The organism is Salinisphaera sp. SWV1, from assembly GCF_052044155.1.
Taxonomy (GTDB): domain Bacteria; phylum Pseudomonadota; class Gammaproteobacteria; order Nevskiales; family Salinisphaeraceae; genus Salinisphaera.
Genome location: NZ_JBQDYE010000006.1, coordinates 71,164 through 97,327, shown reverse-complemented (window position 1 = coordinate 97,327; position 26,164 = coordinate 71,164). Strand labels below are relative to the sequence as shown.

Annotated in this window: 21 protein-coding genes; 14 read left to right on the top strand and 7 right to left on the bottom strand. The window is 65.8% G+C overall.

Going from position 1 to position 26,164, the window contains the following annotated elements:
* Positions 1–11: 11 nt before the first annotated feature.
* The 8 genes from ACS8YF_RS04575 (at position 12) to ACS8YF_RS04540 (ending at position 10,303) form a co-directional block, all read left to right on the top strand.
* The gene (locus ACS8YF_RS04575) at positions 12–737 is read left to right on the top strand and encodes a phosphorylase family protein (RefSeq protein ID WP_440849036.1); all 726 of its coding nucleotides are present in this window, start codon (positions 12–14) and stop codon (positions 735–737) included.
* Entirely contained in the window at positions 734–3,355 is a 2,622-nt protein-coding gene (locus tag ACS8YF_RS04570) for an MMPL family transporter (protein WP_440849035.1), read from the top strand. The genes ACS8YF_RS04575 and ACS8YF_RS04570 overlap by 4 nt, the downstream gene beginning before the upstream one ends.
* 355 nt (positions 3,356–3,710) lie before the next feature.
* Positions 3,711–4,712, top strand: coding sequence for a hopanoid-associated sugar epimerase (gene hpnA, locus ACS8YF_RS04565; protein WP_440849034.1), 1,002 nt, complete (start codon positions 3,711–3,713; stop codon positions 4,710–4,712).
* Entirely contained in the window at positions 4,709–5,206 is a 498-nt protein-coding gene (locus ACS8YF_RS04560) for a DUF2147 domain-containing protein (protein WP_440849033.1), read from the top strand. Before hpnA ends, ACS8YF_RS04560 begins: the two co-directional genes overlap by 4 nt.
* 301 nt (positions 5,207–5,507) lie before the next feature.
* A complete protein-coding gene (gene aepY, locus ACS8YF_RS04555; protein WP_440849032.1) occupies positions 5,508–6,662 on the top strand; it encodes a phosphonopyruvate decarboxylase in 1,155 nt (384 codons plus the stop codon).
* Positions 6,663–7,146: 484 nt separating this feature from the next.
* Positions 7,147–8,289: an adenosyl-hopene transferase HpnH gene (hpnH, locus tag ACS8YF_RS04550; protein ID WP_109993827.1), complete on the top strand. Its 1,143-nt coding sequence runs from the start codon at positions 7,147–7,149 to the stop codon at positions 8,287–8,289.
* Positions 8,290–8,356: 67 nt separating this feature from the next.
* Positions 8,357–9,478 carry a glycosyltransferase gene (locus ACS8YF_RS04545; RefSeq protein WP_440849031.1) on the top strand — a complete coding sequence of 374 codons (1,122 nt, stop codon included), beginning with the start codon at positions 8,357–8,359 and terminating at the stop codon, positions 9,476–9,478.
* A 183-nt stretch (positions 9,479–9,661) separates the two neighbouring features.
* Entirely contained in the window at positions 9,662–10,303 is a 642-nt protein-coding gene (locus ACS8YF_RS04540; RefSeq protein ID WP_440849030.1) for an ABC transporter substrate-binding protein, read from the top strand.
* Between the two features lie 102 nt (positions 10,304–10,405).
* Here ACS8YF_RS04540 and idi read toward each other — a convergent pair whose 3' ends face one another.
* The 4 genes from idi to mvaD all read right to left on the bottom strand — a co-directional run bounded on the left by idi (position 10,406) and on the right by mvaD (position 15,416).
* The gene (gene idi, locus ACS8YF_RS04535) at positions 10,406–11,008 is read right to left on the bottom strand and encodes an isopentenyl-diphosphate Delta-isomerase (protein WP_440849029.1); all 603 of its coding nucleotides are present in this window, start codon (positions 11,006–11,008) and stop codon (positions 10,406–10,408) included.
* Complete coding sequence (locus tag ACS8YF_RS04530; RefSeq protein ID WP_440849028.1) at positions 11,005–13,299, bottom strand: hydroxymethylglutaryl-CoA reductase, degradative; 2,295 nt, start codon at positions 13,297–13,299, stop codon at positions 11,005–11,007. Before ACS8YF_RS04530 ends, idi begins: the two co-directional genes overlap by 4 nt.
* 72 nt (positions 13,300–13,371) lie before the next feature.
* Entirely contained in the window at positions 13,372–14,448 is a 1,077-nt protein-coding gene (locus ACS8YF_RS04525) for a mevalonate kinase family protein (RefSeq protein ID WP_440849027.1), read from the bottom strand.
* A complete protein-coding gene (gene mvaD, locus ACS8YF_RS04520; protein ID WP_440849026.1) occupies positions 14,445–15,416 on the bottom strand; it encodes a diphosphomevalonate decarboxylase in 972 nt (323 codons plus the stop codon). Before mvaD ends, ACS8YF_RS04525 begins: the two co-directional genes overlap by 4 nt.
* A 168-nt stretch (positions 15,417–15,584) precedes the next feature.
* On the opposite strand from mvaD, the gene ACS8YF_RS04515 reads away from it, so the two are divergent.
* On the top strand, positions 15,585–17,093 hold the full coding sequence (locus ACS8YF_RS04515) for a hydroxymethylglutaryl-CoA synthase (protein ID WP_440849025.1): 1,509 nt from the start codon (positions 15,585–15,587) through the stop codon (positions 17,091–17,093).
* A 94-nt stretch (positions 17,094–17,187) separates the two neighbouring features.
* Here the strand turns inward: ACS8YF_RS04515 and ACS8YF_RS04510 are convergent, their stop codons facing one another.
* On the bottom strand, positions 17,188–18,234 hold the full coding sequence (locus ACS8YF_RS04510) for an NADP(H)-dependent aldo-keto reductase (RefSeq protein ID WP_440849024.1): 1,047 nt from the start codon (positions 18,232–18,234) through the stop codon (positions 17,188–17,190).
* Positions 18,235–18,511: 277 nt separating this feature from the next.
* Between ACS8YF_RS04510 and ehuB the strand changes: the two genes are divergently transcribed.
* From ehuB to ehuA, 4 genes are all read left to right on the top strand, one after another.
* A complete protein-coding gene (gene ehuB / locus ACS8YF_RS04505) occupies positions 18,512–19,402 on the top strand; it encodes an ectoine/hydroxyectoine ABC transporter substrate-binding protein EhuB (protein WP_440849023.1) in 891 nt (296 codons plus the stop codon).
* Positions 19,403–19,514: 112 nt separating this feature from the next.
* Positions 19,515–20,174 carry an ectoine/hydroxyectoine ABC transporter permease subunit EhuC gene (gene ehuC, locus ACS8YF_RS04500; protein WP_440849022.1) on the top strand — a complete coding sequence of 220 codons (660 nt, stop codon included), beginning with the start codon at positions 19,515–19,517 and terminating at the stop codon, positions 20,172–20,174.
* Positions 20,174–20,866, top strand: coding sequence for an ectoine/hydroxyectoine ABC transporter permease subunit EhuD (gene ehuD, locus ACS8YF_RS04495; protein ID WP_440849021.1), 693 nt, complete (start codon positions 20,174–20,176; stop codon positions 20,864–20,866). The genes ehuC and ehuD overlap by 1 nt, the downstream gene beginning before the upstream one ends.
* On the top strand, positions 20,863–21,657 hold the full coding sequence (ehuA, locus tag ACS8YF_RS04490) for an ectoine/hydroxyectoine ABC transporter ATP-binding protein EhuA (protein ID WP_440849020.1): 795 nt from the start codon (positions 20,863–20,865) through the stop codon (positions 21,655–21,657). The genes ehuD and ehuA overlap by 4 nt, the downstream gene beginning before the upstream one ends.
* 582 nt (positions 21,658–22,239) lie before the next feature.
* On the opposite strand, the gene trmB is transcribed toward ehuA, so the two are convergent.
* Together trmB and thiS are read right to left on the bottom strand one after the other, a co-directional pair.
* Complete coding sequence (gene trmB, locus ACS8YF_RS04485; protein ID WP_440849019.1) at positions 22,240–22,920, bottom strand: tRNA (guanosine(46)-N7)-methyltransferase TrmB; 681 nt, start codon at positions 22,918–22,920, stop codon at positions 22,240–22,242.
* Between the two features lie 55 nt (positions 22,921–22,975).
* Positions 22,976–23,974, bottom strand: a complete 999-nt coding sequence (gene thiS, locus ACS8YF_RS04480) for a sulfur carrier protein ThiS (RefSeq protein WP_440849018.1) — start codon at positions 23,972–23,974, stop codon at positions 22,976–22,978.
* A gap of 146 nt (positions 23,975–24,120) precedes the next feature.
* Between thiS and ACS8YF_RS04475 the strand changes: the two genes are divergently transcribed.
* Positions 24,121–26,163: an AsmA family protein gene (locus ACS8YF_RS04475; RefSeq protein WP_440849017.1), complete on the top strand. Its 2,043-nt coding sequence runs from the start codon at positions 24,121–24,123 to the stop codon at positions 26,161–26,163.
* Position 26,164 lies beyond the last annotated feature (1 nt).

Here is a 26,164-nt window from a genome sequence, read left to right as displayed (position 1 = left end):
AGGCCCCCGTGTTGAGCCTGCCGGTCGCGCAGCTCGGCATTATCGCGGCGTTGCCGGGCGAGGCCCGTGCCCTGGCGCGCCTGCGTCCACGTGGCCGGACGCGCCTGTCCGGCGGCGCGCAGCTCGTGCTGTCGGGCATGGGCGCCGATCGCGCCGGGGCGGCGGCGCGCCAGCTCGCGGATGACGGTGTCTCGGTGCTGATGAGCTGGGGCACCGCGGCGGCGCTGGCGCCCGGTATCGATCCGGGCGCGTTGGTGCTGGCGACGTGCGTTCTCGGCGCCGACGGCCACGTCTGGCATACCGATGCCGGCTGGCGCGGCGCGCTGGCCGCCGGTCTCGCGCCCGCGCATCAGGTTTTCGAACAGCATCTGGTGGAAACGCCGGCGCTGGTCGCCGATGCCGCGGCCAAGCGGGCACTGTACGAACGCAGCGGCGCCATTGCCTGCGACATGGAAAGCGCCGCCATCGCGGCGGTTGCGGCCGAACGCGGCCTGGCCTTCGTGAGCGTTCGCGCGATCATCGACGATGCCTCGATGGCGTTGCCGCCAGTCGCCCGGGCCGCGATGGACGCCGACGGGCGCCTGCGCCCGGCCGCGCTGCTGGCGGCCCTGGTGGGGCGGCCGGCGTCCATGCATGTCCAGCTCCGGGCGATGAAGAATCTGGCCGTGGCCTTTCGCGCCGCGCGCATGACCCTGGCGGATGTCGCGGCGGTACTTCGCGGCGAGGTGATCACGTGACGCGTGCACTGGAACGGGCGCTGGCGGCCTGGGTCGAACTGATGACACGCCATGCCGCCTGGGTGGTTCTGGTCGGCGTCGTCATCACGCTGGCCGGAGCCTGGTATTCGGTCACCCATCTGTCGATGGACACCGACGATGGCAATCTGATCAGCAGCAAGGTGCCCTGGCGCCAGACCCACATCGCCTACAACAAGGCGTTTCCGGTCTATAAGGACAACCTGGTGGTGGTGGTCGACGGGTCGAGCCCGGACATCGCCGGGGCGGCCGCCGACCAGTTGACGAAGGCGCTGCGCGGCCAGCCGTCGCTGTTTGCCGATGTATACGAGCCCGGCGGCGGCCATTTCTTCGCGAAAAACGGGTTTCTCTATCTTTCGGTGGACAAGCTCAATTCGCTGTCGACCAGGCTGACCCGGATCCAGCCGTTTCTCGGGCGCCTGTCGGCCGATCCGACGCTGCCGACGTTCTTCGACATGCTCGACCGCGCCATGGCACCCGATGCCCCGGTCGACATGAAGCTGTCGCCGGTTTTCAGCGAACTGGCCGCCACCTTCGATGCCAGCCGTGCCGGGCGCTATAATCGGCTGTCCTGGCAGCAACTCATTGGCGGCGACCAGCCGGGCGTTTCCGACCAGCGCTTCATCATCGTGCGCCCCAAGCTCGACTACGGCGCCTTGTTGCCCGCGCAACAGCCGATGCAGGCGATCCGCGACACCGCCAGGCGGCTGCATCTGGATGCCGCTCATGGCGTGCGGATACGCCAGACCGGCGAGGTCGCGCTCTCCGATGAGGAACTGGCCAGCGTGACGCAGGGCGCGGCCTGGGGCGCGACGCTGGCGTTCATCGCGGTGGGCGTGATTCTTTATCTGGGCTTGCGTTCGTGGGCGCTCATGGGCGCCTCGCTCATCAGCCTGATCGCTGGTCTGGTCGGCACCGCAACGTTCGCGGCACTGGCGGTCGGCCGGTTGAACCTTATTTCGATCGCCTTCGCCGTGCTCTATATCGGCCTCGGCATCGACTACGCGATTCACGTCTGCCTGCGTTACCGCGAGGCGTTGGCCGAGATCGGCGGGCGCGTGGCCAGTCGGGCCGCGGGGGTCCGGCATGCGCTGGCGGCGGCCATAGCCGATGTCGGACTGTCGCTCACGCTGTGCGCGATCACAACCGCGGGCGGGTTCTTTGCCTTCATCCCGACGGCGTATTCCGGTGTCGCCGAACTCGGGTTGATCTCCGGCGTGGGGATGTTCATCAGTCTGGTCGTGAGTCTCACGTTCCTGCCGGCGGCCATCGCCATGCTGCAACCCTGGGTTCCGAGCTCGAGTGCCACGGCCAGCCGTTGGGCGCCGTTCATCGGGCGTCGGGGCCAGCGCACGATCTGGGCCGCCTCGGCGGTGGTCGCGCTGGGCTGTGTGGTTGCGCTGCCGTTCATACGCTTCGATTCAAGTACGCTGGATCTGCAGAATCCGCACGACGAGGCAGTGCAGACCTACCGCGATCTGCTCGCGCATAGTAAGCATTCGCCGCTGACGCTGGTGACCATGCGTCCGAAGCTGGCCCAGGCCAAGCAGCTGGCGGCTCGCATCGCCAGGCAGCCGCATGTCTCGGGTGCGATGACGGTCGCGGATTTCGTGCCCGCGCACCAGGACGCCAAGTTGTCGATCATCGGCGATCTGGCATTGACGCTGGCGGTGTCACCGCCCGATATGACCAAGCGGGCCGGTTTTCCCGCCCGCAAACAGGCGATCGCCGATTTCGCGCAGCATCTGGCGGCGTATCGCAAGCGCGACAGCAGTTCGGATGCCGGTGCCGCGCAGCGCCTGGCCAAGGCGCTGTCGGCCTGGCGCGGCTGGTTTTCACAACAGAGTCCGGCGGCACAGAAGCGCATTCTGGCCACGATGCACGATCGCGTGCTGGCCGGCCTGCCGCGCCAGGTCGACCGGCTGGCCGATGCCATGAACGCGTCGCGCATCACCTTGCAGAACCTGCCTGCGAACCTGAAGAAACGATGGATCGGCACCGGCGGCCAGTACCGGGTGGAGGTCTCGCCGAAGGGCAATCTCAATCACGAATCGGCGGTGCGAGCCTTCGTCAACAGCGTGCGCCAGGTCGCGCCGCATATCACCGGGGCGCCGGTGCTCGAACTGTCGGCCGGACACACGGTATCGCGGGCGTTCGTGCATGCGTTCATCTATGCCGGAGTTTTCATCACGCTGTTCCTGCTGGTGCTGTTGCGCAGTGTGCGCGACACGCTGCGTGTGCTGGCGCCGCTGGCCCTGTCGGGCATGATCCTGGCCGCAGCGACGGTGGTGTTCGAGATCCCGTTCAATTTCGCCAACGTGATCGCGCTGCCGCTGTTGCTCGGTGTGGGGGTGGACAGCGGCATTCACGTGGTTCATCGACTGCGCCAGCGCGAGCACCATCGGCCGTTTCTGGGCACCTCGACCGCGCGCGCCGTCATACTGTCATCGCTGACCACCATGGCCGGCTTCGGCAGTCTGGCGTTCTCGCATCATGCGGGCACGGCGAGTATGGGACAGCTGCTCACGATCGGTATGCTTGCGGTTCTGGTAACAACCCTTATTGTCGTGCCGGCGCTTTTTCGTATCCTGCGAGATTAGGGCCGGGGGCCGAGGAGAGAATCCACCAGCATGTCGGAACCGATCGATTCGGCGGGCGAGGATCAGGGCCTGCGGCCGCGCGTGCCGAACGCGCGCCGGGCCGGGCCTGGCGCGCGATGTGGGTAAATGCCGGTACGCTCGCACGATCGGGTATCGTCGAGGACACCGGCGGCGAACCGCCTTGTGACGCGGTTTGCTCGGCGGGTTTGGTCGATATGAAGGTCGGTCTCTATTTATTGTCGCCCGGGTCCGCGAAGCGTTTCCGGTGCCGCCCCTTGTCGGCGCCCCGGCGTTCGCGATCCGGCCGGGTTGGTATTTCCGCGTGCCGAGCGCGCGACCGAAGGAGGGTTAGGCCATGCGCGCCCTGGTAACCGGAGCGACGGGATTCGTCGGCAGTGCGGTCGCACGCGCTGCGCTGCGTGAGGGCTGGACAGTGCGCGCCACGCGCCGTGCGACCAGCGATCTGAGTGCACTGGAAGGGCTCGATCTGGAGTATGCCGAGGTCGATCTCTCGGATACGGCGGCCCTGGCCGAGGCCATGCGCGACTGCGACGCGGTGTTTCACGTCGCCGCGGACTATCGTCTGTGGGCCGCCAATCCGGGCGAGCTCTACGAAAACAATGTCGAGGGGACCCGTCGGATCTGCGAGGCGGTGCGCATGGCCGGCGTGGCGCGCGTGGTTTATACCTCGAGCGTGGCGACACTCGGCATCCCCGGCGACGGCACGCCGGGCGATGAAGACACGCCGGTGGGCCTGCAGGACATGATCGGGCACTACAAGCGGTCCAAGTATCTGGCCGAGGAAGTCGCCCGTGAATACGCCGCCGACGGGCTGGATATCGTGATCGTGAATCCGTCGGCACCGATCGGCCCGCGCGATCACAAACCCACACCGACAGGGCAGATGGTGCTGGAGGCCGCGGCCGGTCGTATGCCGGCGTTCGTCGACACCGGCCTGAACGTGGCCCACGTCGATGACGTGGCGCGCGGACACTTGCTGGCCCATGCCCATGGCCGGACCGGCCGGCGTTACGTGCTGGGCGGCACCGACATGACGCTCGCGGCGATTCTGGGGTTGGTGGCCGAAATCGTGGATCGCCCGCCGCCGCGCGTGAAGTTGCCGCACAATCTGCTGTTGCCCGTGGCCCACGCCGCCGAAGCAGTCGCCCGCATCACGGGTCGGCCGCCGAAGGTGACGGTCGACGGTGTCAAGCTGGCCAAGAAGCGCATGTTCTTTTCCCATGCGCGCGCTACCGCGGAACTCGGTTACCGCGCACGGCCGGCGCGTGACGCGTTGGCCGACGCCGTGGCCTGGTATTACGCGCATCGCTACCTGCCGCTCGGCAAAAGGCCGTGATTCGCCGGTTGGCGCTCGCTACGGCGCTGGTGTTGGCGTCGATGACGGCGCTGGCCGACGCGCCGCCGCCGGCCGCGATTGTCGGGTTCTGGCGTACCGCGAAGGGCGGGGCGGTGATCCACATGGTCGAGGAACAAGGCGGTTTCCTGGCGCGGGTCGTCTGGCTCGAAAGTGATCGCTATCCTGCGGACGACCCCCAGGGTATGGGGGGGCAACCTCTTGTGGACCGGCACAATCCGGATCCGTCGAAACGGGATCGGCCGATGATCGGGCTGCGCCTGATCAAGGGCCTGGATTATCGGGTACTGGCCAGCGATCGAGCGCGCTGGGAGAACGGGCGGGTGTACGATCCCGACCGGGGCAAGTGGTTCGACTGCTATCTCTGGCTCGCCGATCACCGCCACCTGAAGCTGCACGGCTACGTCGGAATCCCGGCCCTGGGCCGGACCACCACCTGGACCCGCGTACCCGACCCTCGCGTCGCCGCGGATTGAGGCGCCGTCCACCGCGCCGGGCGTGATTTCATCCGCCCCGGCGGCGGCCTCGCCGCGGCGTGGCCGCAAGTATAGGCGCCAAATCCCCGATATCCCGCACGATCCGGCCGGATGCAGCGCGCCGGCCGGCCGCGGTTGCGCGGGCAGGCCGTGACGTCGCCTCGTGCGGGCGGCGACAATGGGCCGGCGGGCACGCCGAGCGGCCGCCGCATTGGTGTGATGCACGCGCCGGTCATTGGCGCCAGGTCCACAATCCCGGCGCGTTGCCTGCCGCATCCGAATTTGCTCAAGGAACCTCGACATGACGCTCCAGGCCAACGACTTCATCGACCGCGCCGCCGAATACGGCTACGACTTCTATGCCGGCGTGCCGTGTTCGTTTCTTGCGCCGCTGATCAATACCGTGCTCGACAACGACCGGCTGACCTATGTGTCGGCGGCCAACGAGGGCGATGCCGTGGCGCTGGCGGCCGGCCGCGCACTGGCCGGCAAGCGCGCCGTGGCCATGATGCAGAACTCCGGGCTCGGCAACGCCGTATCGCCACTCACCTCGCTCAACTGGGTCTTCCGTCTGCCGCTTCTGCTGATCGTGACCTGGCGCGGCGCGCCCGGGGTAGCCGATGCGCCGCAGCACGAGCTTATGGGGCGGATCACGACCGACCTGCTCGATCGCATGGCGCTGCCCTGGGCATTGTTTCCGGACGATGCCGGCGCCGTGGCCGAAACGCTGGCGCGCGCCGAGGCGCACATGAACGAGAGCGGTCGGCCGTACGTGCTGGTCATGAACAAGGACACAGTCGCCCCGGCCGCACTGGCCAGCCAGGATTCGCCGACACAGAGTCGCGGCGCGATCACCTTCCGGCCCGCGCCGCCGAAGACGCCGACCGTCTCCCGGCGCGATGCACTGGCCCATCTGGTCGACCGGACGGATCCGGCCCGCAGCGTGATCATCGCCGCCACCGGCTTCACCGGCCGCGAACTGTATGCGCTCGCCGATCGCCCCAATCATTTTTACATGGTCGGGTCCATGGGCTGCGCGCCGCTGCTCGGGCTGGGGCTTGCCATGGCACGGCCCGATCTTGACGTGATCGTGGTCGACGGTGACGGTTCGGTGTTGATGCGGCTGGGCGCCATGGCGACCCTGGCGGCCTACGGGCCCACCAACCTGCATCATCTGCTGCTCGATAATGGCATGTACGAGTCCACCGGTGGCCAGGCGACGGTGTCGTCCGGGCTGTCGTTCGCGGCGATCGCCGCCGCAGCCGGCTACCGCACGACTTACGAAGGCCACGAGCGAACCGTGATCGATCAGATGCTGGCCGGCAGCTCGCAGGGCCCGGCGTTTTCGCATCTGCACATCGCGCCGGGCATCGACGAGGCCGGCCTGCCGCGGCCCTCGCCCGCGCCGGTGGAGGTCAAGGCGCGTCTGATGGCGCATATCGGCGCCGGCCCGTAAGCGGCATGCCCCGACCGCACGGGGCGCGCGGTACGTCGTTCATGCCGGCCGGTTCCGCGTCGGACGCCCGGGCGGCCGCGCAGACTGACCACGTAAATCCAGCGCCGCGGGCGCGCCGCTCGCGGGGCTCGTTCAGGCCGCGCCGTATGCCCGACCGTTCTACTTTCGTATCGGTTACCGGACGGTTTGCCCTATGATAGGCGCCATGCTTACTTCAAAAATACAGGGTTTGTGAGCAACACGGGCGTGGTGGCCTGACCGGTGAGACCTTTCGTAGTTCCACCCTGGGGAAATCTCGATAGTCGCGACCTGGATGACCTGATTGCGAGAATTGCCGGGATCACCGCATGCTGATATGCCACAATGGTTCTTAACGAAACATACACATGTACAATGCAGTGGTGTCGGCGGCATCGCCGCATTACATCTGCTGCGCTCGGGGCGGCTCGCAAGCCGAACATCGAGCCCAAAAGAAGAGGTCGAAATGGCAGTACCGTTGATTCAACAGTACAAGGTTGCGCGCTACATCATGGGGCAGAAGATCGCCCGACGTGAACGCTACCCGCTGGTGCTGATGCTGGAGCCGCTGTTCCAGTGCAACCTCGCTTGCGCCGGCTGCGGCAAGATCGACCACCCGAAGGATATCCTCAAGCAGCGCATGAGCGTCGAGGATGCATTGAACGCGGTCGACGAATGCGGCGCGCCCATGGTCTCGATCCCGGGTGGTGAGCCGTTGATCCACAAGGACATGCCCGAGATCATCAAGGGCATCGTGGCGCGCAAGAAGTTCGTCTATCTGTGCACCAACGCGCTCCTGATGAAGAAGAAGATGGACGACTACGATCCGTCGCCCTACTTCACCTGGTCGGTGCATCTGGATGGCCTCAAGGCGCGCCACGACGAGTCCGTGTGCCAGGAAGGGGTGTTCGAAAAGGCCGTGGAGGCCATCGAAATGGCGCGGGATCGCGGTTTCCGCGTCACTATCAACTGCACGCTGTTCGACGGTGAAGTGCCGGAAGAGGTCGCCGACTTCTTCGACTATGTCACCGATCTCGGCGTGGAAGGCATCACCGTCTCGCCGGGCTATTCCTACGAGCACGCGCCGCGTCAGGACGTGTTCCTCGGCCGCTCCAAGGCCAAGAACCTGTTCCGCGAGATCTTCCGCCACGGCCGCGAGCGCGGCGCCGACTGGAAACTCAACCACTCGTCGTTGTACCTGGACTTCCTGGCCGGCAACGAGACCTATCAGTGCACGCCCTGGTCGAATGTGACCTACAACATCTTCGGTTGGCAGAAACCCTGCTATCTGCTGGTCGACGAAGGTTACGAGAAGACCTTCAAGGACCTGATGGAAAACACCGAATGGGAGAATTACGGGGTTGGCCGCAATCCCAAGTGCGACAACTGCATGGCGCACTGCGGCTATGAAGGCACGGCGGTCGAGGACACGTTCGCGCATCCGCTGAAGGCGTTCAAGAGCATGGCCCGCGGCCCGCGCCTGTCGGGCGACTTCGCCGAGGAACTGCCGATTCTGTATGGCGATCGCGCACAGGCCACGGCGACCAAGATCCCGATCTCGCAGATCGGCCGCCGCGAGTCGACGCCGAAGGAAAAGGAACTCGGTTAGCGCCGGGCCCACCTCAGCCTTTGCAGGGCCGTCGGCGGCGCCGACGGCCTTTTTTGTATCCGACGTTATGCTGCTGACCCTTCTTGCCCTGATTTCCCTGATCGTCTGGCTCGGCCTGCTGGCCCAGCCCTGGCTGCCCTGGTTGCTGCGCGAGCGCTTCGCGGCGCGGGCAAGCGACGCCGATATGGCCGATCTGTCGGACGTGACGGTGCTGATCCCGGCGCGCGACGAAGCCGAATCGCTGGAACGAACGTTGGCGGCGCTCGCCCGTCAGGGCGCCGGACTTTCGGTGATCGTGGTCGATGACAATTCCAGCGACGGCACGGCCGAGATCGCACGGGCTGCAGCGATCGGGCGGCTGACCGTCATCCAGGGGCGAGCGTTGCCCGATGGCTGGACCGGCAAACTCTGGGCGCTGGAGCAGGCGCGCCAGCAGGTGAGCACGCCGCGCGTCGTATTACTGGATGCTGATATCCGGATTGCGCCGGGCACGATTGCCGGGCTCAAGGCGAAGGCGATCGCCGAGGATCGCCAGATGGTGTCGTTGATGGCGCATCTGCGGATGACCAGCATCGTCGAGCGGTTGCTGATCCCGGCGTTCATTTACTTCTTCAAGCTATTGTATCCGTTCGCGCTTTCCAATCGCGGCTCGCGTCATGTGGCGGCGGCCGCCGGTGGCTGCGTATTGATCGAGGCCGCGGTGCTGGAGCGCATCGGTGGCTTCGGTGCGCTGGCCGATGCCGTGATCGACGACTGTACGCTGGCCCGTTGTGTGCGTCGCGCCGGTGGACGCACATGGGTCGGGGTCACCCATGCCGCCACGAGTCTGCGCGGCTACGACGACTTCGCGGGCATTCATGCGATGGTGGCGCGTTCGGCCTATAGCCAATTGCGCTATTCGCCCTGGCTTCTGGCCGGCTGCACGCTGGCCATGGCGTTGATGTTCTGGGCCCCGCCCGTTGCGCTCGTTTTCGGCGATGCGAGCGCACGCGGGCTGGCGATCGCGGCCTGGTTCGCGATGGCCGTGAGCTATCTGCCGACGCTGATCTATTACCGCTTGTCCTGGCTGTGGGCATTCGCCATGCCCTTGATCGGCACCATTTATCTGGCCATGACCTGGTCATCGGCGCTGCGCTACTGGCAGGGCGTGCGCACCGCCTGGCGCGGCCGCGCCTATCATCGCTCGTGACGATCGGCGGCGCGGCCAGCGAATGCGGCGCGCGCGCCGGCGCGCCGGGTCGTTTTCGATGTATTCAGGACACATACAACCGGACTGCGGTCTAATCCGCTTGATGGGTCGCATGTCGGCCCCATATCGAGGGACGTGCGGCACGACACGGTGCAGCCTGGGATTGAGTCAAGGAAGCCGAGAATGAAAGCAGCGACGCGTTTATTGCGAGGTCTGGTGGCCACGGGCGTGATATTTGCCTGCGTCAGTGTCTGGACGGCGGCGGCCGCCGAGCCGGCGCGCAGTGTGGTCGAGAATCTCGACAGCCAGTTGGTCGCGACCATGAAACAGGGCAAGCAGCTCGGTTTTGCGGGGCGCTACAAGAAGCTGGCGCCGGTGATTGATCACTCGTTTGATCTGGACCGCATCGCCAAGCTCGCGCTCGGCAATAAGTGGTCCAGGCTCAGTCCGGAGCAGCAGAAGCAGTACCAGCACATGTTCCGTGAGGACACGCTCGCGACCTATGCGTCGCGTTTTGACAGCTACAGTGGCCAGACCTTCAAGATCAAGGGCGTCAAGAACGCCCCGGGCGGCCGCCGTCAGGTGGATACGGTGATTGTGTCCGGCGGCGATCGGATACCGATCAACTATGTGCTGGACAATGAGGGCGGCGACTGGAAGATCGTCAATGTCGTGGCCAAGGGGGTCAGCGATCTGGCGCTCAAGCGTGGCCAGTACAGCAGTTCCATTCAGGACAAGGGCGCCGACGGCTTCATCAAGCAGTTCAAGGCGCAACTCAAGAAATACCCGAGCATCCCGAGCGTGCCGGCCAATTCCGGCAACTAACCGGCAGCTGCCAACCCGGTATGCAGGCCGGGTTGGCGTTACTACGCTGGGTGGCGCGGGCCGGCCGGTGTTTCGGTCAGTTGTCGGCCGCGGCGGATTGCGTCAGCCGGACTGACGGTCGCTTGCGAGCAGTCGGGTGACTGTGGCCCAGTGCGCCTCGCGAACGCGCGGCCATTCCATCTTGATCCACGGCGTGTAACGGTTGGGGTGTGCGGCCAGGTCCGCATCGAGTGCCTCGGGCGCCACGAACGAGAAATCCGCGATTTCGTTCGGGTTGCCGGTGACCGGCGCGTCCGAACCGGCGGCGAACACCGAGCACATCTCGTGTTCGGCCCCGATGTCGCCGAACCGTGCGTGGTACTCGAACTTGTAGAGATAGGTGACATCCGCGTCGATGCCGATCTCTTCGCGCAAGCGCCGCTTGGCGGCCTCGGCGACGGTTTCGCCGCGCCGCGGATGGCTGCACACGCTGTTCGACCAGAAACCGCCCCAGAGCTGCTTGGCGTCCGCCCGCTGCTGCATCAGCACGTCGCCTGCGCTGTTGAACAGAAAGATCGAGAACGCGCGATGCAGCACGCCGTCGCCAAGATGTGCCTCGGCCTTGGGCATGTGGCCGAGCACATTGTCGTCGGAGTCGACCAGGATCAGGGGTTCGTCGTCGAAGGAAACAACGTCGGCGTCGCCGGCATCGGTGTTCGTGCTCATGAGCGTATTTCCGTGATGAACGAGTTGTAGCCCGCGGCCCGCATCGCCGAGGCCACATCCTGGATTTTATCGTGTTCGGCCACCGCGATCATGGCGCCGCCGCCGCCGCCGCCGGTGAGTTTGGCGCCGAGGGCGCCGTGGCTGCGGGCGATCTCGACCAGTTCCTCGATCTCCCATGACGAGACCTGCAGGGCATTGAGCAGCCCGTGATCGATGTTCATCAGATCGCCCAGCTCGGCGATATCGCCGCGGGCCAGGGCGTCTACGCCGGCCAGGGCGAGAGCGTCGATCTGATCGAATATGGCTTCATAGCGGGCCGGGCTCTTCTGCCAGGCGGCGCGCACGTTGCCGACTGTCTGCGCGGTGAGCGTGGCCACGCCCGATAGGCCGATGACGACCGGAATCGGGCGCGCGGTGGCCAGATCCCGGATCTCCGGGCGGGCGGCGGGGTTGTCCTTGCGGAACAGGATCGGCCGGCCGAAGGTCGCCAGCGTGTTGTCGATGCCGCTCGGCGTGCCGTGGGCGATTTTCTCCACGTCGAAGGCCAGGTTCGAGATTTCGCGTTCGGACAGCTTGATGTCGAAGCACCGGGCCATGGCCCGGATCACGGCCACCGCGAGGGCGGCCGAGGCGCCGAGGCCATTGGCGCGCGGTACCCGCGGTGACACATCGATGCGCATGCCGCGATCGGCCACGCCGAGACGTTCGGCGATCAGCGAGATCGACTCGTGCAACGAACTGATCTTGCCTTCGGGCTCGGAAAAACGCATTTCCACGCCCCAGCGCGGGATCAGCAGATCGATCTGCTCGGGCTGGGGCCTGACTTCGGCGCGGACGTTGAGGGGAATCGGGGCGGCAATGGCATGCCGGCCGTAAACCACCGAATGCTCGCCGAGCACGATGATCTTGCCGTAGCCGATGTCGCCGGTCGCCTCGCCGTAGCCGACCACCTCGGGTTCCGGTGTACGCGCGGCAGCACTGCCATGGTGTTTCTCGGTGGCGCGACGCTCGTCCAGTTCCGTCAGGATCTCGCGTGCCCGCCAGACTTTGATATCGCCATGCGCGATCAGCCGGTCCACCACTTCATCGAACTGGGCATCGCTTGCGCCGGCGGCCATGGCTACGCTGCGGGCATGCAGCGTCATGTGGCCGCGCTGGATGCCGTGTGTCGACAAGGCCTTGATCGCGGCGAAGTTCTGCGCCAGCCCGACCGCGCACATGATCTCGGCCAGCTCGGCCGCGGATTCGATGCCGAGCACGCGATGCGCGATCTTGACCGCCTGGTTGGACTCGACCTGGCCGCCGACGGTGCCGACCTTGAGCGGCAGTTCGAGTTCGCCGACCAGATTGCCGTCGTCGTCCGCGGTCCAGCGTGTGAGCGAGCGATAACGGCCGGTGCGCGCGGCATAGGCATGCGCGGCTGCCTCGATCGCGCGCCAGTCGTTGCCGGTGGCGATGGCCACGGCGTCGATGCCGTTCATGATGCCCTTGTTGTGTGTGGTTGCGCGGTACGGGTCCATCTCGGCGAATTCGTTGGCCAGGATGATGCCGTCGCGGACCTCGGCGCCGGAATAATCGCCGGCCTCGAGCAGGCGCGGCGGGATCACGGCCTTGGCGCGCACCAGCGCGCGGTCGGTCAGGTTCGACAGAATACGCAGAAACACCTCGCCGCCGCTGATCTTCTCGATCAGTGGGGCCGCGCCCTCGCACATCGTATTGACCAGGTTGGCGCCCATCGCATCGCGGGTGTCCACGATCAGATGCACCACCAGCATCTCACCGTGGTCGGCGGTGGTGCCGTGGGTGAGCACTTCCACATCCCGCGCGCCGCCGCCACGCGCGACCATGTTCGGGTGCAGGCTGTTGGCGAGATTCAGGATCTCTTCCTTGGCCTGTAGGATGGCCTGCTTGGCGTGGGCCGCGTGCGGTACGTTCACGACCTGGATCTGGCCGATCAGCATCGGCCGCTGGGCGGTCGAGCTGAAGCCACCGGCCCGGCGCACCAGCTTGGCCGCCGAGGATACGGCGGCGATGATCGAAGGTTCCTCGACCACCATCGGGATCAGGTAGTCGCGATCATTGATCTGGAAATTCAGGCCCAGCCCCATCGGCAGCCCGAAGGCCCCGATGACGTTCTCGATCAGCCGGTCGGCCTTGTCGGCATCGAGTAGATGCGTGCCGTCCACCAGCATGTCGTATTCGGTCTCGCTGATGACCTCGCGCTCGAGCAGGGCGCGCAGACGATCGGCGACCGAAAACTTGTAGAACTGGGGAATACGGGAATGACTCATGCGAAACGAACCCTCGCGCGGGATGATCCAAGATACCGACAGCACATCGATATCGTTGTCTAATACAGTAGTTTAGCGCAGCCTGTGTCGGTCTGTCGCAGGATGTGCCCCGGTTGGCCGGTCCGGCGTGGCTTCCAGCGCCACACCGGGGGCCGCGAAACCGAGTTCGATGATTTCGGCGCCGACCGCCTGAAAGTCGCTGCGAAGCGCGGTTTCATCCACGTTGGGCGTGGTGAACAACAGCCCCACGTCGCCGCCGCCGGCACCGGAACTCTTGAACACCGCGCCATGATCGGCTGCCGCGGCGTGCAGCTGGTGGTGGCGGGCGCTGACGATACCGGCCTCGGCATGGTGATCCAGTGCGATCAGCGCCTCGAAGTACTCGCGCGCCAGCCGCACGAAGCGCACGGCCTGGTCGAGGTCCGCCGCCGCATTCTCCGCCAGCGCCGCCAGGCGGCCGAGATCGGACGCAAAGCCGGTCGGATCGCGTTGGCCGTAGGTATAGACACGCCCGACCAGGTCGGTGGTGCTCGCCCCGGTGCCGGTCACCACGGCGACACCGGCCAGCCCCGTGGGCCAGACCAGCGGCGCCGGCGGTTGATCGCGGGTATAGCTGATGATGCCGCCATACACCGCGGTGGCGACATCGCCGCCGCTGCCGGTGCCGCCCTGGGCATCGCGATGGGCGGCGATGGCCAGTTCGGCCAGCCGGGCCGGCGCCGGCTCGACGCCGACGCGGGCCAGGAGTGCGCACGTGAGGGCGGCGGCAACCGCCGCGCTCGAGCCGAGGCCGAGCTTGTGCCCGTCGCGCGCGAAATCTGTGGTGTCGATGTGTACGTCGAGCGGCGGCAGCGGCGAATCGAGATAGGCTGCGACATGGGCCAGCACGGCCCGATAGACCCGCAGCCGGTCGTGCAGCCCCTCATCGGCGCCCGGTGCGCCGTGTCCGTCGGCGCCGAGTGCCAGCCGGTGGATGTCCAGATTGGGTGCGGTCAGATGCCAGTGGCCGTCGTTCGAATCAGAGAGCGTGACGCGGGCCCGGCGATCGACTGCGGTCAGGATCGCCGGTGCGCCTTCGAGCACGGCATATTCGCCGATCAGGAACAGCTTGCCCGGCGCGCTCGCGATGACCGGGGCCGTTGTGGTCATGCGAGCACGCTCGCTGCCGGGCCCAGGGCCGTCCTACGGGTCTCCAGCACGCCGGGTACCCGCGCCAGCGCACGTGCCACTGCCTCGCCATCGCCGGGCGCGCACAGGGCCTTGACCTGTGGGCCGGCGTCGATCGTGAAGTAGACCGGGGTGCCGGCTTCGCGCAGGGCCCGCACGGCCTGAATGGCCGCCACGGTGGCGGGGTTCCAGTAGATCAGCCCCGGCCGGGTCGACATCATCAATCCGTGCAGCTTGAGACAGCTCATTTCCGTGAGTGCGCCGACGGTCCCGAAGTCGCGCGCGGCGATGGCGTCGCGCATGGCGCTCAGGTCGGTTTCCGAGTGCGCCACCCAGGCCGAATAATAATCGGAGCGTTGCTCGAGATGGCTCATGCCGATCGAGGAGTTGACCGACTTCGTGGCCCGGTCGGTGATCGCGACCACGATCTCCACCGGCCACTCGCCGGGATCGAGCATGGGCTCGGCGAAAGCATCGCTGCCATCATCGAATTCGCCGCGGTGCATTTCGGCAAAACCGCCGAAGATCGAGCGTGCCGCGGAGCCCGAGCCCTGGCGTGCCAGGATCGAGAGTTCGCGCGGGGACAGATCGAGCCCCGCGGCCCGGGTCGCGGCCAGCGACAGCGCCGCGAAACCCGAGGCAGACGAGGCGAGACCGGCCCCGGTGGGGAAATTGTTGGCCGAGACGATCGCTGCGCGTGTGTCGATCCCGGCGTGCGCGCGCACCAGATCGAGAAACGGCGTCAGGCGCGCGGTGTCGACGGGTTTTTTATCGAGTTCGGCCGTGTCGGCCGCCAGCGCCTCGTCGAACACGACGGTGGTATCGGTGTACAGGCCGTCGAGCGTCACCGATATGGACCCGACTGCCGGCAGATTGCGCGGTCCCGCGCGCTTGCCCCAGTACTTGATCAGCGCGATATTGCTGTGGGCGCGCGCAGTGGCTTGGCTCATGATCGATTCTGCCGTCGGCTTTTACAGGAACAATTCGCGCGCAAGGATACGCCATCGTCATCGATCTGCCGAACATGATGCCCTTGCACAGTGCACCATTTGCTAGCATATCCCTGACGAAAAATTCACGTGGCACCCACAGCGGGCCGCCGGACGACGAGAAAAACCATGCCGGGAATCAGTGGACTGGCGCTTTATCTGCCGCCGTATCGTGTCAATCTCGAGGACTGGTGCGCCTGGAACGACCAGCCCTGGGACAAGGTGCGCAAGGTCGTGGGCCGAAGCTTTCGCATGCGGGGGCCGGAGCAGAGTGTGTACACGCTCGCCGCGAATGCCGCCTGGCGCTTGATCGAAGCCTACGACATCGATCCGCGCGAGATCGGCTATCTCGCGCTCGGCACCGAGTCCTCCAGCGATAACTCGGCTGGCGCGGTGATCGTCAAGGGGATGCTCGACGATGCGCTGGCTGCGCATGCGCTGCCCGCCATGTCACGCGAATGCGAGGTGCCCGAGTTCAAGCATGCCTGTCTCGGCGGTGTCTATGCGATGAAGAACGCACTGCGCTATCTGGCCACCGACGGCGCGGCGCGCAAGGCGATCGTGGTCTGTTCCGATATCGCTGAATACGCGCGCGGCTCATCCGGTGAGCCGACCCAGGGCGCCGGCGCGGTGGCCATGCTGCTCGAAGCCGAGCCGAAGCTGCTGCATGTCGATCTGGGCGGCTCGGGCAGCGCCTCGGATTACCGCATGGTCGATTTCCGCAAACCGTTTGCCCGCTTCCGCGGGCAGCCACAGCGTGCCGATGGCCAGATGCAGGATTTGCCGGTGTTCAACGGCCGTTATTCGACCAGCTGCTACGTCGATGCCACTCGGGCCGCGATCAACGCCATGCTCGCGCGCCGTGGTGGCGGTCGGCGGGCCGATTTCTTTCACTCGGTGGATGCCGTGTTCATGCATCGACCGTATCACCGCATGCCCTCGGCGGGCTGGGCCATGGCCTATCTGTTCGCCCTGGCCGACGGTGACGACGCCAATCGCGCCGAGCTGAGCGAATATGCCAGGGGCGCCGGTATCGACGGCGACGCCCTGCTGGCCGAGCTGTCCGGTGTGACGCCCGACATGCGGGCGCGCGTCGCCGCCGGCGAGTCGGGCGAGGATGCGTTCCCGCTGGCCGGCAATCTGATGCGCTATCTGCGCAAGACCGAGCTGTGGCAGAACCTGGTCTCCGGCAAGCTCGCTCTCGGCAGCGAGATGATGCGCGATCTGGGTAATCTCTACACCGCCGCGCTGCCTGCCTGGCTGGCCGCCGGATTCACCCAGGCCCACCGCGACACGCTCAATCTCGGCGGGCAGCACTGGCTGGCGCTGGGCTACGGCAGCGGCGACGCCGCCGAGGCATTACCGATGCGGGTGGCCGAAGGCTGGGAGGACGCCGCGGCGCGCATCAACTTTACCGAGGCGCTGGGCACACCGGTGGAGCTCGATGCCGACCAGTACGCCGCGCTCCACGATGGCCACCCGGCCGACGTCAAGCCGGCGCCGGCCAGCGACGAGTTTGTGGTCGATCGTATCGGCGAAACCGATCGCCCGGATTTCCACGATCTGGGGATCGAGTACTACCGCTACGTGCCGGCGGCCCGACAGGTCGGCGCCGCTGCGAAGAAGGCCGTCGGCTGACGGCGCACGTTCCCGCGGATGTAAAAAAGCCGGTGCCTGCCCAGGCACCGGCTTTTTTATCGCGGCACGTCCGTGCTCGCGCGCTGCGATGCCGTCAGGGGCATGGGTCCGGGTTGTCGGCGTGGATAGCCTCGATGCCGGCGATCACCTCGTTCGATAGCACTTGTTCGGCGCTGTCGATATTCGCCGCCAGCTGTTCCATGGTGGTGGCGCCGATAATATTCGAGGTCACGAACGGCCGGCTGGTGACATAAGCCAGCGCCATCTGGGCCGGGTCCAGCCCGTGTTTGCGTGCCAGGGCGACGTAATCGGCCGTCGCCTGTTCGGCGCGCCGGCCGTTGTAGCGGGCAAAACGTTCCCAGCGCGTCAGGCGCGCGCCTTCGGGGCGGGCGCCGTCCAGATACTTGCCGGAAAGCATGCCGAAGGCCAGCGGTGAGTAGGCCAGCAGGCCGATCTGTTCATGCATCGCGCATTCGGCCAGGCCGATCTCGAAGGTGCGATTGAGCAGCGAATAGGGGTTCTGGATCGATACCGCGCGCGGCAGTGATTCGCGCTCCGCGGCGCGCAGAAAGCGCATGACGCCCCAGGGGGTTTCGTTGGACAGCCCGACATGGCGGATCTTGCCCTCGTCGACCAGGCGGGCCAGTTCGCCGAGGGTTTCTTCGCTCGGGACCGGATCATCGTCGGGGTCGTGCACATAGCCACGCTTGCCGAAGGTGTTGGTCGCCCGGTCCGGCCAGTGCAGTTGGTAGAGGTCGATATGATCGGTCTGCAGGCGCGCGAGGCTGGCGTCGACTGCATACCGGATATGCGCCGGGGTCAGCCGCGGCGTTTCACCGTTGCGCAGATATTGCATCGGACTGCGGGCATGGCCCGTCACCTTGGTGGCCAGCACGACCTCGTCGCGCCGTCCCGTCCGGGCCAGCCAGCTGCCGATGTAGGCCTCGGTGCGGCCCTGGGTCTCCGCGCGCGGCGGAACCGGGTACATCTCGGCCGCATCGATGAAGTTCACGCCACGATCGAGGGCGTAGTCGATCTGTTCGTGGGCCTCGGCCTCGCTGTTCTGTTCGCCGAAGGTCATGGTGCCCAGGCAGATCTTGCTGACCTGGACCTCGCTCCGGCCGAGTTGTCGATATTCCATGCGTGTTTTCCTTGATGGGTTTGAAAGCCGATGCACCATCGTGGATCGGCGCCCGCACCAACCGCTCGACGCCGCGTTCCTGGCGTTTGCCGGCGGCGGCCGGGCCCGGCGCCAGGGGGCCGCGGCGCGTGCGGCCCCTGCCAAAGTCTGGTTTGCGGGCCCGGTGCGGATGTTGCATGGTAAATCAAAGGGGGGTGCCCGTACCGAGATGGTGGCACCGCCGGCCGGATCACAGTCAAGTGGCCGGGCGACACTGCATCTACACAAAGGAGAAACCATGAAACTATTCCGCGCAAAGGCCGGACTGACCACGGCGCTTGTCGGCATGGCACTCGTCTTAGGGCTTGGGCTGGGTGCGGCGACCACCGCGAGTGCCGCCACGCTGAGCCAGATCAAGAACCGCGGCTACATCCGGATCGCCGTGGCCAACGAAATTCCCTACGGCTACATGAACAGCAAAGGCACGGCCGAAGGCTTCGGCCCGACTGTGGCCAAGCGTGTGCTCAAGAAGATGGGCATCACCGACATCCAGTGGACGGTCATGCCGTTCGGCTCGCTGATCCCCGCGCTCAAGGCCGACCGGGTCGACATGGTCGCCGCCTCGCAGGCGATTTTGCCCCAGCGTTGCAGCCAGGTGGCCTATTCGATTCCCAACACCACCTACGGCGAAGGCCTGATGGTCAAGAAGGGCAATCCCGAAAACATCCACGGCTACGGCGACTTCGTCAAAAACTCCAACCTGAAAATGGGCATCGTCTCCGGCGCCGACCAGCTGGAATTCGCGCACGACGTCGGCATCAAGGACTCGCAGATCGTGACCCTGCGGGCGAACACCGACGCCGCGTCGGCCGTGGCCAGCGGGCGCATTGACGCCTATGCCGGCACCCAGCTGACCGTGGCGCGCCTGGCCTCCAAATCCGACCGGGTGGAACCGGCCGAGCCCTTCCACGACCCCATGATCAACGGCTCGCCGGAACGCAGCTGGGGCGGCTACACCTTCAACAAGAAGGATCAGGACCTGCGTAAGGCCTTCGACAAAAACCTGGCGGCCGTGCAGAAAACCCCGTTCTGGAGCAAGACTCTCAAGCACTTTGGTCTCGACCAGCACTCCATTGATGAAGTGCACAAAAAGACCACCAAGGAGCTGTGCAGCAGCAAGGGTTCCTGAAGCGGCGCCTCCCAAGGCGGGGCGGCGCGCATAAAGCCGTCCCGTGTCGAACAAGACCAACCGAGCCGGCCGCGGTTGCCCATCGCGGCCGGCTTCGACAAGGGGATAACGCATGCAATGGATCCAACTCCTGCCGCCCCTGCTGAAGGGCGCCGAAGTTACCGCGTGGATCACCATCGCCTCGACCGTGGGCGGTGCCATCCTGTCGTTTGCGGCCGGTATCGGTTCGGGGGCACGGTTTGCCGGCTGGCGTTGGCTGGCGCGGGCCTACGTTCAGATCTTTCGCGGCACTTCGCTGCTGGTGCAGCTGTTCTGGATATACTTCGCCCTGCCGATCATCGGCATCTCGCTTTCGCCCACCGTGGCCGGTGTGCTCGGGCTGTCGCTCAACATCGGCGCCTACGGGGCCGAGGTCGTGCGTGGCGCGATTGCGTCTGTGGAGTCTGAACAACTCGAAGCGGCGACCGCGCTCAACTTCACCCACGTGCAGACCCTCTGGCGCATCGTATTGCCGCAGGCGCTGGTGGAGATGATGCCGCCGTTCGGCAATCTGGTGATCCAGAATCTGAAGGACTCCGCGCTCGTCTCGCTGATCAGCCTGAGCGATCTCGCCTTCCAGGCCGACAACCTGCGCAACCAGACACTTGAAACCGTGCCGATCCTGACCCTGACCCTGTTCCTTTATTTCTTCATGTCGCTGGTGCTGATGGTGTCGATGCGCGCCCTTGAGCGCTACACGGTGCGACTGTCTGGACGCGAGGTGGCCCGCTGATGCTGTTCGGATATCACTGGGACTTGTCGTCCCCCGAGGCATTCGCCCTCTCCATCCTGCCAATCCTGCTGATCGGGATGAAGATCACCGTCCTGGCCACCATCTTCGGCTTTCTCATGGCGTTGGTGCTGGGGCTGATCTTCGCGTTGCTGCGGTCCGCGCCGCTGCGCGTGATCTCCTGGCCGACGCGCCTGATCGTGGAGTTCGTGCGCGATACGCCGCTGCTCATCCAGCTGTATTTCCTGTACTACGTCCTGCCCGACATCGGGATTACGCTACCCGCGCTGGAGACCGGCATCTTCGCACTCGGCCTGCAATACAGCGCCTACACCTCCGAGGTTTACCGGGCCGGTATCGAAGCCGTGCCCCAGGGGCAGCGCCAGGCCGCCCGGGCGCTCAACCTCAGCCCGATGCGGACCTTCCGCGACGTGATCATCCCGCAGGCCATTCCGCGCATCGTGCCGGCGCTGGCCAACTATCTGGTCTCCATCATCAAGGACACCCCGATTCTGTCGGCCATCACCGTTCTGGAAATGCTCGGTGTGAGCAAGATCATCGGCGACCGCACCTTCCGCTACATGATTCCGCTGACCCTGGTCGGCATCCTTTTTCTGATCCTGACGGTTATTGCGGCCGCGGTGGTCCAGTTCATCGAAAGCCGTCTGCCACGCGCGGGGATAGCACTCAAATGAAGCCCATCGTCACCTTCGAAAAAGTCACCAAGCGCTTTGGTGAAGACGCCATCGTACTGGACGACTTCGACTTCGAGATTCAGCCGGGCGAACGCGTCGTGCTCATGGGGCCGTCCGGATCCGGCAAGTCGACCGTACTGCGCATCCTGATGACGCTCGAGGACATCCAGGAGGGGGTGGTCTATATCGAGGACCGGCCGCTCTGGCACGAACAGCGCAACGGCGCCCTCGTGCGCGCGCGCGAAAAGCATCTGCGCGAGATGCGCCGTGAAGTGGGCATGGTGTTCCAGCACTTCAACCTGTTTCCGAACATGTCGGTGCTGCGCAACATCATCGAAGCACCCATGCACGTGCTCGGCCTGTCGCGCCAGGACGCCGAGCAGCGGGCCGACGAACTGCTCGAACGGGTCGGCATGACCGACAAGCGCGATGCCTACCCGAACGCGTTGTCCGGTGGCCAGAAACAGCGCGTGGCGATCGCCCGGGCCATGGCCATGCGGCCCAAGCTGCTGTTGTTCGACGAGCCGACCTCGGCGCTCGATCCGGAAATGGTCGGCGACGTGCTGGAGGTGATCAAGGATCTGGCGGCCGAGCACGACCTGACCATGCTGATCGTCACCCACGAAATGGGCTTTGCCCGCGATGTGGCCGATCGGGTGTGCTTCTTCTGCGACGGCCAGATCCTGGAGCAGGGGCCGCCGTCGAAAATCTTCTCCGAGCCGCGCGAAGAGCGAACCCGCCGCTTCCTGCGCATGGTGTTGCAGGAGGAGCCCGAGACCGCATCGGGGTAGGTCCAGGGCCGCTTTGGCACTGATCCGTCGCGATGCCCGATATCGGGCTGTTTATCCACAGATTTCACAGATGACGCAGATTTTTAAAGGCGAATATCGCAGCGTCAGGACTGTTGTCCGCAGATCGACGCAGATGCACGCAGATCATAAGACGGATCTGCAAGCGATAGAGTGCAAAGCCAAGCCGGCACCCGGCCACCGACCGGAGCACTTCTTAGAATCTGTGCAGTCTGCGTAATCTGTGGATCGATTTGTCTTCAGCGGCGCCCGGAAACTGGTCTGTTTATCCGCAGATTGCACAGATTACGCAGATTTCGAAGGTGACTGCCCGGGGCGTCTGTTGCTGGCCATGTGGCTGAACATGGCGCCCGGCGGACAAAGCTCGGTAGGCGGCCGCGTCCGCCAGCGGCGGTAACCGTTTACTTGGTGGTCGCCGGGCCCTGATTGTTTTCCGCAGATGCACGCAGATCATAAGACTGATCTGTAAGCGACAGAGTGCAAAGCCAAACGGGCACCCGGTAAGCCGACCGGGGCAGTGCTTCAAATCTGTGCAATCTGCGTAATCTGTGGATCGATTTGTCTTCAGCGGCGCCGGTAGGCCATGTCGTGGACGACATGGCCTTTTTTCCGTCCGCGGTTCTCGAAGCGGGTGTCGCGGCGGGGTGGCGTGCTCACGAAGCCGTCGCGATCGCCGATGTTGTCGAAGTCCGCATGTGCATCGAGTACTTCGCGCATGTGCTCGGCGTAGTTCACCCAGTCGGTGGCCAGTCGCCAGATGCCGCCGGGCTTCAATACGCGCGCGATTTCATCGGCGAATGGCGGCTGCACGATCCGGCGTTTGTGGTGACGTTTCTTCGGCCAGGGATCGGGGAAATACAGCAGTACTTCGTCGAGCGAGTCCTCGGCAAAGCCGGCGGCCAGGACTTCGACCGCATCGTCGCGGAACACCCGGGCATTGGTGGCGCCTGCATCGTCGATAGCGCCCAGCAGACGGCCCACGCCGGTGCGATAGACCTCGATGCCGATGTAATCCGCCTGCGGGTTGTTGATGGCCAGATCGGCCAGCACCTCGCCGGCGCCGAAACCGATCTCCAGCGTGCGATAGGCATCGCGGCCGAATTCCGCTGCCCAGTCGATGGGCGCCGTCGATCGTTCCAGCCCGTAACGCGGCCAGAGTTCGGCCAGATTCCTTTCCTGGCCCGGCGTGAGCCGGCCTTCGCGCTTGACGAAGCTGCGGATGCGACGATGATCAGGCTGGTCCACGACCCGGGCTCCTGGCAGGTGGCGCGCCGCTGGATAGAGCGGCGCCGGCGCGATATCAGAACGGCAGGTTCGTCGTCGGCGAGGATGCCGAGGCATAGCGCCGGCGCGGCATGCGCCCGGCCAGATAAGCCAGGCGGCCGGCGATCACCGCGTGGCGCATGGCCTGGGCCATGAGCACTGGTCTGTCGGCATTGGCGATCGCGCTGTTGAGCAGTACGCCGTCGCAGCCCAGTTCCATGGCGATCGCGGCGTCGGATGCCGTGCCCACGCCGGCATCCACCAGCACCGGAACGCTGGCGTTCTCCACGATCTCGATCACATTGTAGCGATTCTGGATGCCGAGCCCGGAGCCGATCGGGCCGGCCAGCGGCATGATCGCGCAGCAGCCGATGTCTTCGAGCCGGCGGGCCACGATCGGGTCGTCGCTGGTATAGACCATCACGTCGAACCCGTCGGCGATCAGTTCCCGGGCTGCGACCAGGGTCTCGGAAACGTCCGGGTAGAGTGTCTTTTCGTCGCCGATGACCTCGAGCTTGACCAGGTTATGGCCGTCGAGCAGTTCACGCGCCATGCGGCAGGTGCGCACGGCGTCCGCGGCGCTGTAGCAGCCGGCGGTATTGGGCAGCAGGGTGTATTTTTCCGGCGGGATGACGTCGAGCAAATTGCGCGACTCGCGGGCCCCGGGATCGGTCAGGGCCGGGGTGCGGCGGATCGCCAGGGTCACGATCTCGGCGCCCGAGGCCGTGATGGCCGCGTCGGTTTCGTCGAGATCGGCATATTTGCCGGTGCCGACCAGTAGCCGGGAGGCGAAGCTGCGCCCGGCCACGGTGAAGGCGTCGGCCTCGGCGGTGGCCTGGCCGCCGCCGATGGCGTGCACGATTTCGATACGGTCGCCTGGGCTGATCGTGGTCTCGGCGTGTCGATCGCGGGGTACGATTTCGCCATTGTGTTCGACCGCAATGCGTTGATCGCCGTAACCCATGTCGTCAAGCAGTCGCGACAGCGTCGCACGCTCGGCGCATTCCCGGGATTGGCCGTTGACTTCGATCTGCATGAGGATTGTCGATTGGTTGGAACACGGACGGTGCCGCAATACAGGGCGGTAGAATAACGCGCATTGGCCACGGCCTGCACAGGCGTGTGTGCCGCTGCGCCGATGTTTATGGTGGAACGCGCGACCACCCGGAGCGAACGAATCGAATGAAAACCTGGGTCAAGATCGCCATCGGCGCCGCGATTTCCGTTGTGGTGTTGATCGCGGCGATGCTGGTCACACTGCGCTGTACTGTCGATCCCGATGCCTATCGCTCGCGGGTCGAGGCCGCCGTCAGCGATGCGATCGGGCGCGATATCGATATCTCGGGCCCGGTGCGATTGTCGTTGCTGCCCTGGCCGTCGGTACGTTTCGGCGCGGTCACCGTGGCCAATGCCGATGGTTTCGGTGCCCAGCCGCTGGCGCGCATCCGCGCCGGGCACATCACGCTGCGTCTGTTGCCATTGTTTACCGGTCACCTGCGCTTGGGCACGCTCGATATCCACGGGCTCACCCTGAAGCTGACCCGTCACGCCAACGGCCGGACCAACTGGCAGGGGGTCGTGCGGCGGCTGTCGGCGGCGCCCGAACGCGCGCCGCAGCCGCAACCCGGCCCGTCCGCGCGTGGTCGCGACCTGCCATTGTCTTCCCTCGAGATCGGGGCGGTCGCGATCTCCGGGGCCGAGGTGAGCTACGACGACGAGGCAAGCGATCGCCACTATCGGTTCGACAAGGCCGGACTGGACACCGGCCGCATCAGCAATGGCCAGCCGTTCCGGCTCGAAGCCGGCGGCGATCTGAGCTGGCCCGGGTCGGGCCTGACCGCCGCGATCCATGTGGTTTCGCGTATCGAGCCGAATGTGGCGGATCGTTTCTATCGCTTTTCCGGGCTCAGCGTGAATGTGCTGGTGCGCGGCCCGGCCGTGCCCGGCGGTGAGCAGGAAGCCAATCTCGGCGCCTCCGGCGACCTGGATCTCGAAGCCGGCCGTTTCGGCCTCGACGACGTCAGCCTGCAGGGCGCGGGCCTGACCGTCACCGGCAACATGGACGGCACCGGGCTGCACGATCGGCTGGCCTACAACGGACGCATCACCGTGGCGGCGTTCAGCCCGCGCTCGGTGCTGCAGCAGCTCGAACTGCATTCGCCCAAGACCCAGGCCGGTTCTGCGCTGACCTCGGCCAGTTTCGATGCCCAGTTCGAAGGCGGTGCGCATGCCATTCATTTCAAGCAGATCGCGGCAAAGCTCGACAAGAGCACCTTGAGCGGCACGGTCGATGTGCGCGACTTGGCCCATCCGCACTACGCTTTCGATCTGAATCTCGACACGCTGGATATCGATGATTATCTGCCGCCCGGCAGTGCGGCACAGGCCCAGACCAGCCAGCCGGCGCAGACCGGTGGCGGTGCGGCCCAGAGGGCTGCCGAGTTCGACCTGGCGCCGTTGCATCATCTGCGTATGCGCGGTCGGCTGCGGATCGGGTCGCTGACCATGGCCAATCTGAATATTCACGATGCGGTGGCGCATGTATCGGCCGCCGACAGCGTGCTGCGCGTGGCGCCGTTGACCGCCGATCTCTATGGTGGCGCCCTGCACCTGACCGGGGCGGTGGATGCCAGCGGGGCACGTCCGGGATACACGCTTTCCGGGCGCTTGCGACACGTGGCCATGGAGCCGCTGCTCGTGGACGCTGCCGGCAGCCACCGGCTCGAAGCCAACGCCGACGTCGCCATCGATCTGCACGCCACCGGCCGTCAGGTGGCGCAATTGAAACGCAGCCTCTCGGGTACGGCACAGTTCGATCTGAACAACGGCCAGATCAACGGTTTCGATCTGGTAGGCATGCTGCGTGCCGCGCATCAGCGCGCCACCGGCGCCGGCGAAGGCGGGGCGGGGGATCAGGGCACGACCGCGTTCGCGCATCTCGGCGGGCGTTTCACCGTCGATCACGGCATCGCCACCAGCGATGCGTTTTCCCTCCAGGCCGGCGCGCTCACCGGCCATGGACAGGGGCGCTACAGCCTGCCGCACAACCAACTCGACTATACGCTGACGCTCGCGATCGCCGATTCCGCGCACAAGCGTCTGGCCCCGTTGGCCGGGCTGAGCGTCCCCATGCATCTGAAGGGCGCGTTGCTCGCGCCCGCCTACACTTTTGACATGCCGCAGGCGGCGCACGCGGCCGGCACGGCCGATCAGAGCGCCCGATGAC

Excerpts from the sequence above, each read along its gene's own strand:
- hpnA (WP_440849034.1), top strand. The coding sequence starts at position 3,711 with ATGCGCGCCCTGGTAACCGGAGCGACGGGATTCGTCGGCAGTGCGGTC.
- aepY (WP_440849032.1), top strand. The coding sequence starts at position 5,508 with ATGACGCTCCAGGCCAACGACTTCATCGACCGCGCCGCCGAATACGGC.
- hpnH (WP_109993827.1), top strand. The coding sequence starts at position 7,147 with ATGGCAGTACCGTTGATTCAACAGTACAAGGTTGCGCGCTACATCATG.
- ACS8YF_RS04545 (WP_440849031.1), top strand. The coding sequence starts at position 8,357 with ATGCTGCTGACCCTTCTTGCCCTGATTTCCCTGATCGTCTGGCTCGGC.
- ACS8YF_RS04540 (WP_440849030.1), top strand. The coding sequence starts at position 9,662 with ATGAAAGCAGCGACGCGTTTATTGCGAGGTCTGGTGGCCACGGGCGTG.
- idi (WP_440849029.1), bottom strand. The coding sequence starts at position 11,008 with ATGAGCACGAACACCGATGCCGGCGACGCCGACGTTGTTTCCTTCGAC.
- ACS8YF_RS04530 (WP_440849028.1), bottom strand. The coding sequence starts at position 13,299 with ATGAGTCATTCCCGTATTCCCCAGTTCTACAAGTTTTCGGTCGCCGAT.
- ACS8YF_RS04525 (WP_440849027.1), bottom strand. The coding sequence starts at position 14,448 with ATGACCACAACGGCCCCGGTCATCGCGAGCGCGCCGGGCAAGCTGTTC.
- mvaD (WP_440849026.1), bottom strand. The coding sequence starts at position 15,416 with ATGAGCCAAGCCACTGCGCGCGCCCACAGCAATATCGCGCTGATCAAG.
- ACS8YF_RS04515 (WP_440849025.1), top strand. The coding sequence starts at position 15,585 with ATGCCGGGAATCAGTGGACTGGCGCTTTATCTGCCGCCGTATCGTGTC.
- ACS8YF_RS04510 (WP_440849024.1), bottom strand. The coding sequence starts at position 18,234 with ATGGAATATCGACAACTCGGCCGGAGCGAGGTCCAGGTCAGCAAGATC.
- ehuB (WP_440849023.1), top strand. The coding sequence starts at position 18,512 with ATGAAACTATTCCGCGCAAAGGCCGGACTGACCACGGCGCTTGTCGGC.
- ehuC (WP_440849022.1), top strand. The coding sequence starts at position 19,515 with ATGCAATGGATCCAACTCCTGCCGCCCCTGCTGAAGGGCGCCGAAGTT.
- ehuD (WP_440849021.1), top strand. The coding sequence starts at position 20,174 with ATGCTGTTCGGATATCACTGGGACTTGTCGTCCCCCGAGGCATTCGCC.
- ehuA (WP_440849020.1), top strand. The coding sequence starts at position 20,863 with ATGAAGCCCATCGTCACCTTCGAAAAAGTCACCAAGCGCTTTGGTGAA.
- thiS (WP_440849018.1), bottom strand. The coding sequence starts at position 23,974 with ATGCAGATCGAAGTCAACGGCCAATCCCGGGAATGCGCCGAGCGTGCG.
- ACS8YF_RS04475 (WP_440849017.1), top strand. The coding sequence starts at position 24,121 with ATGAAAACCTGGGTCAAGATCGCCATCGGCGCCGCGATTTCCGTTGTG.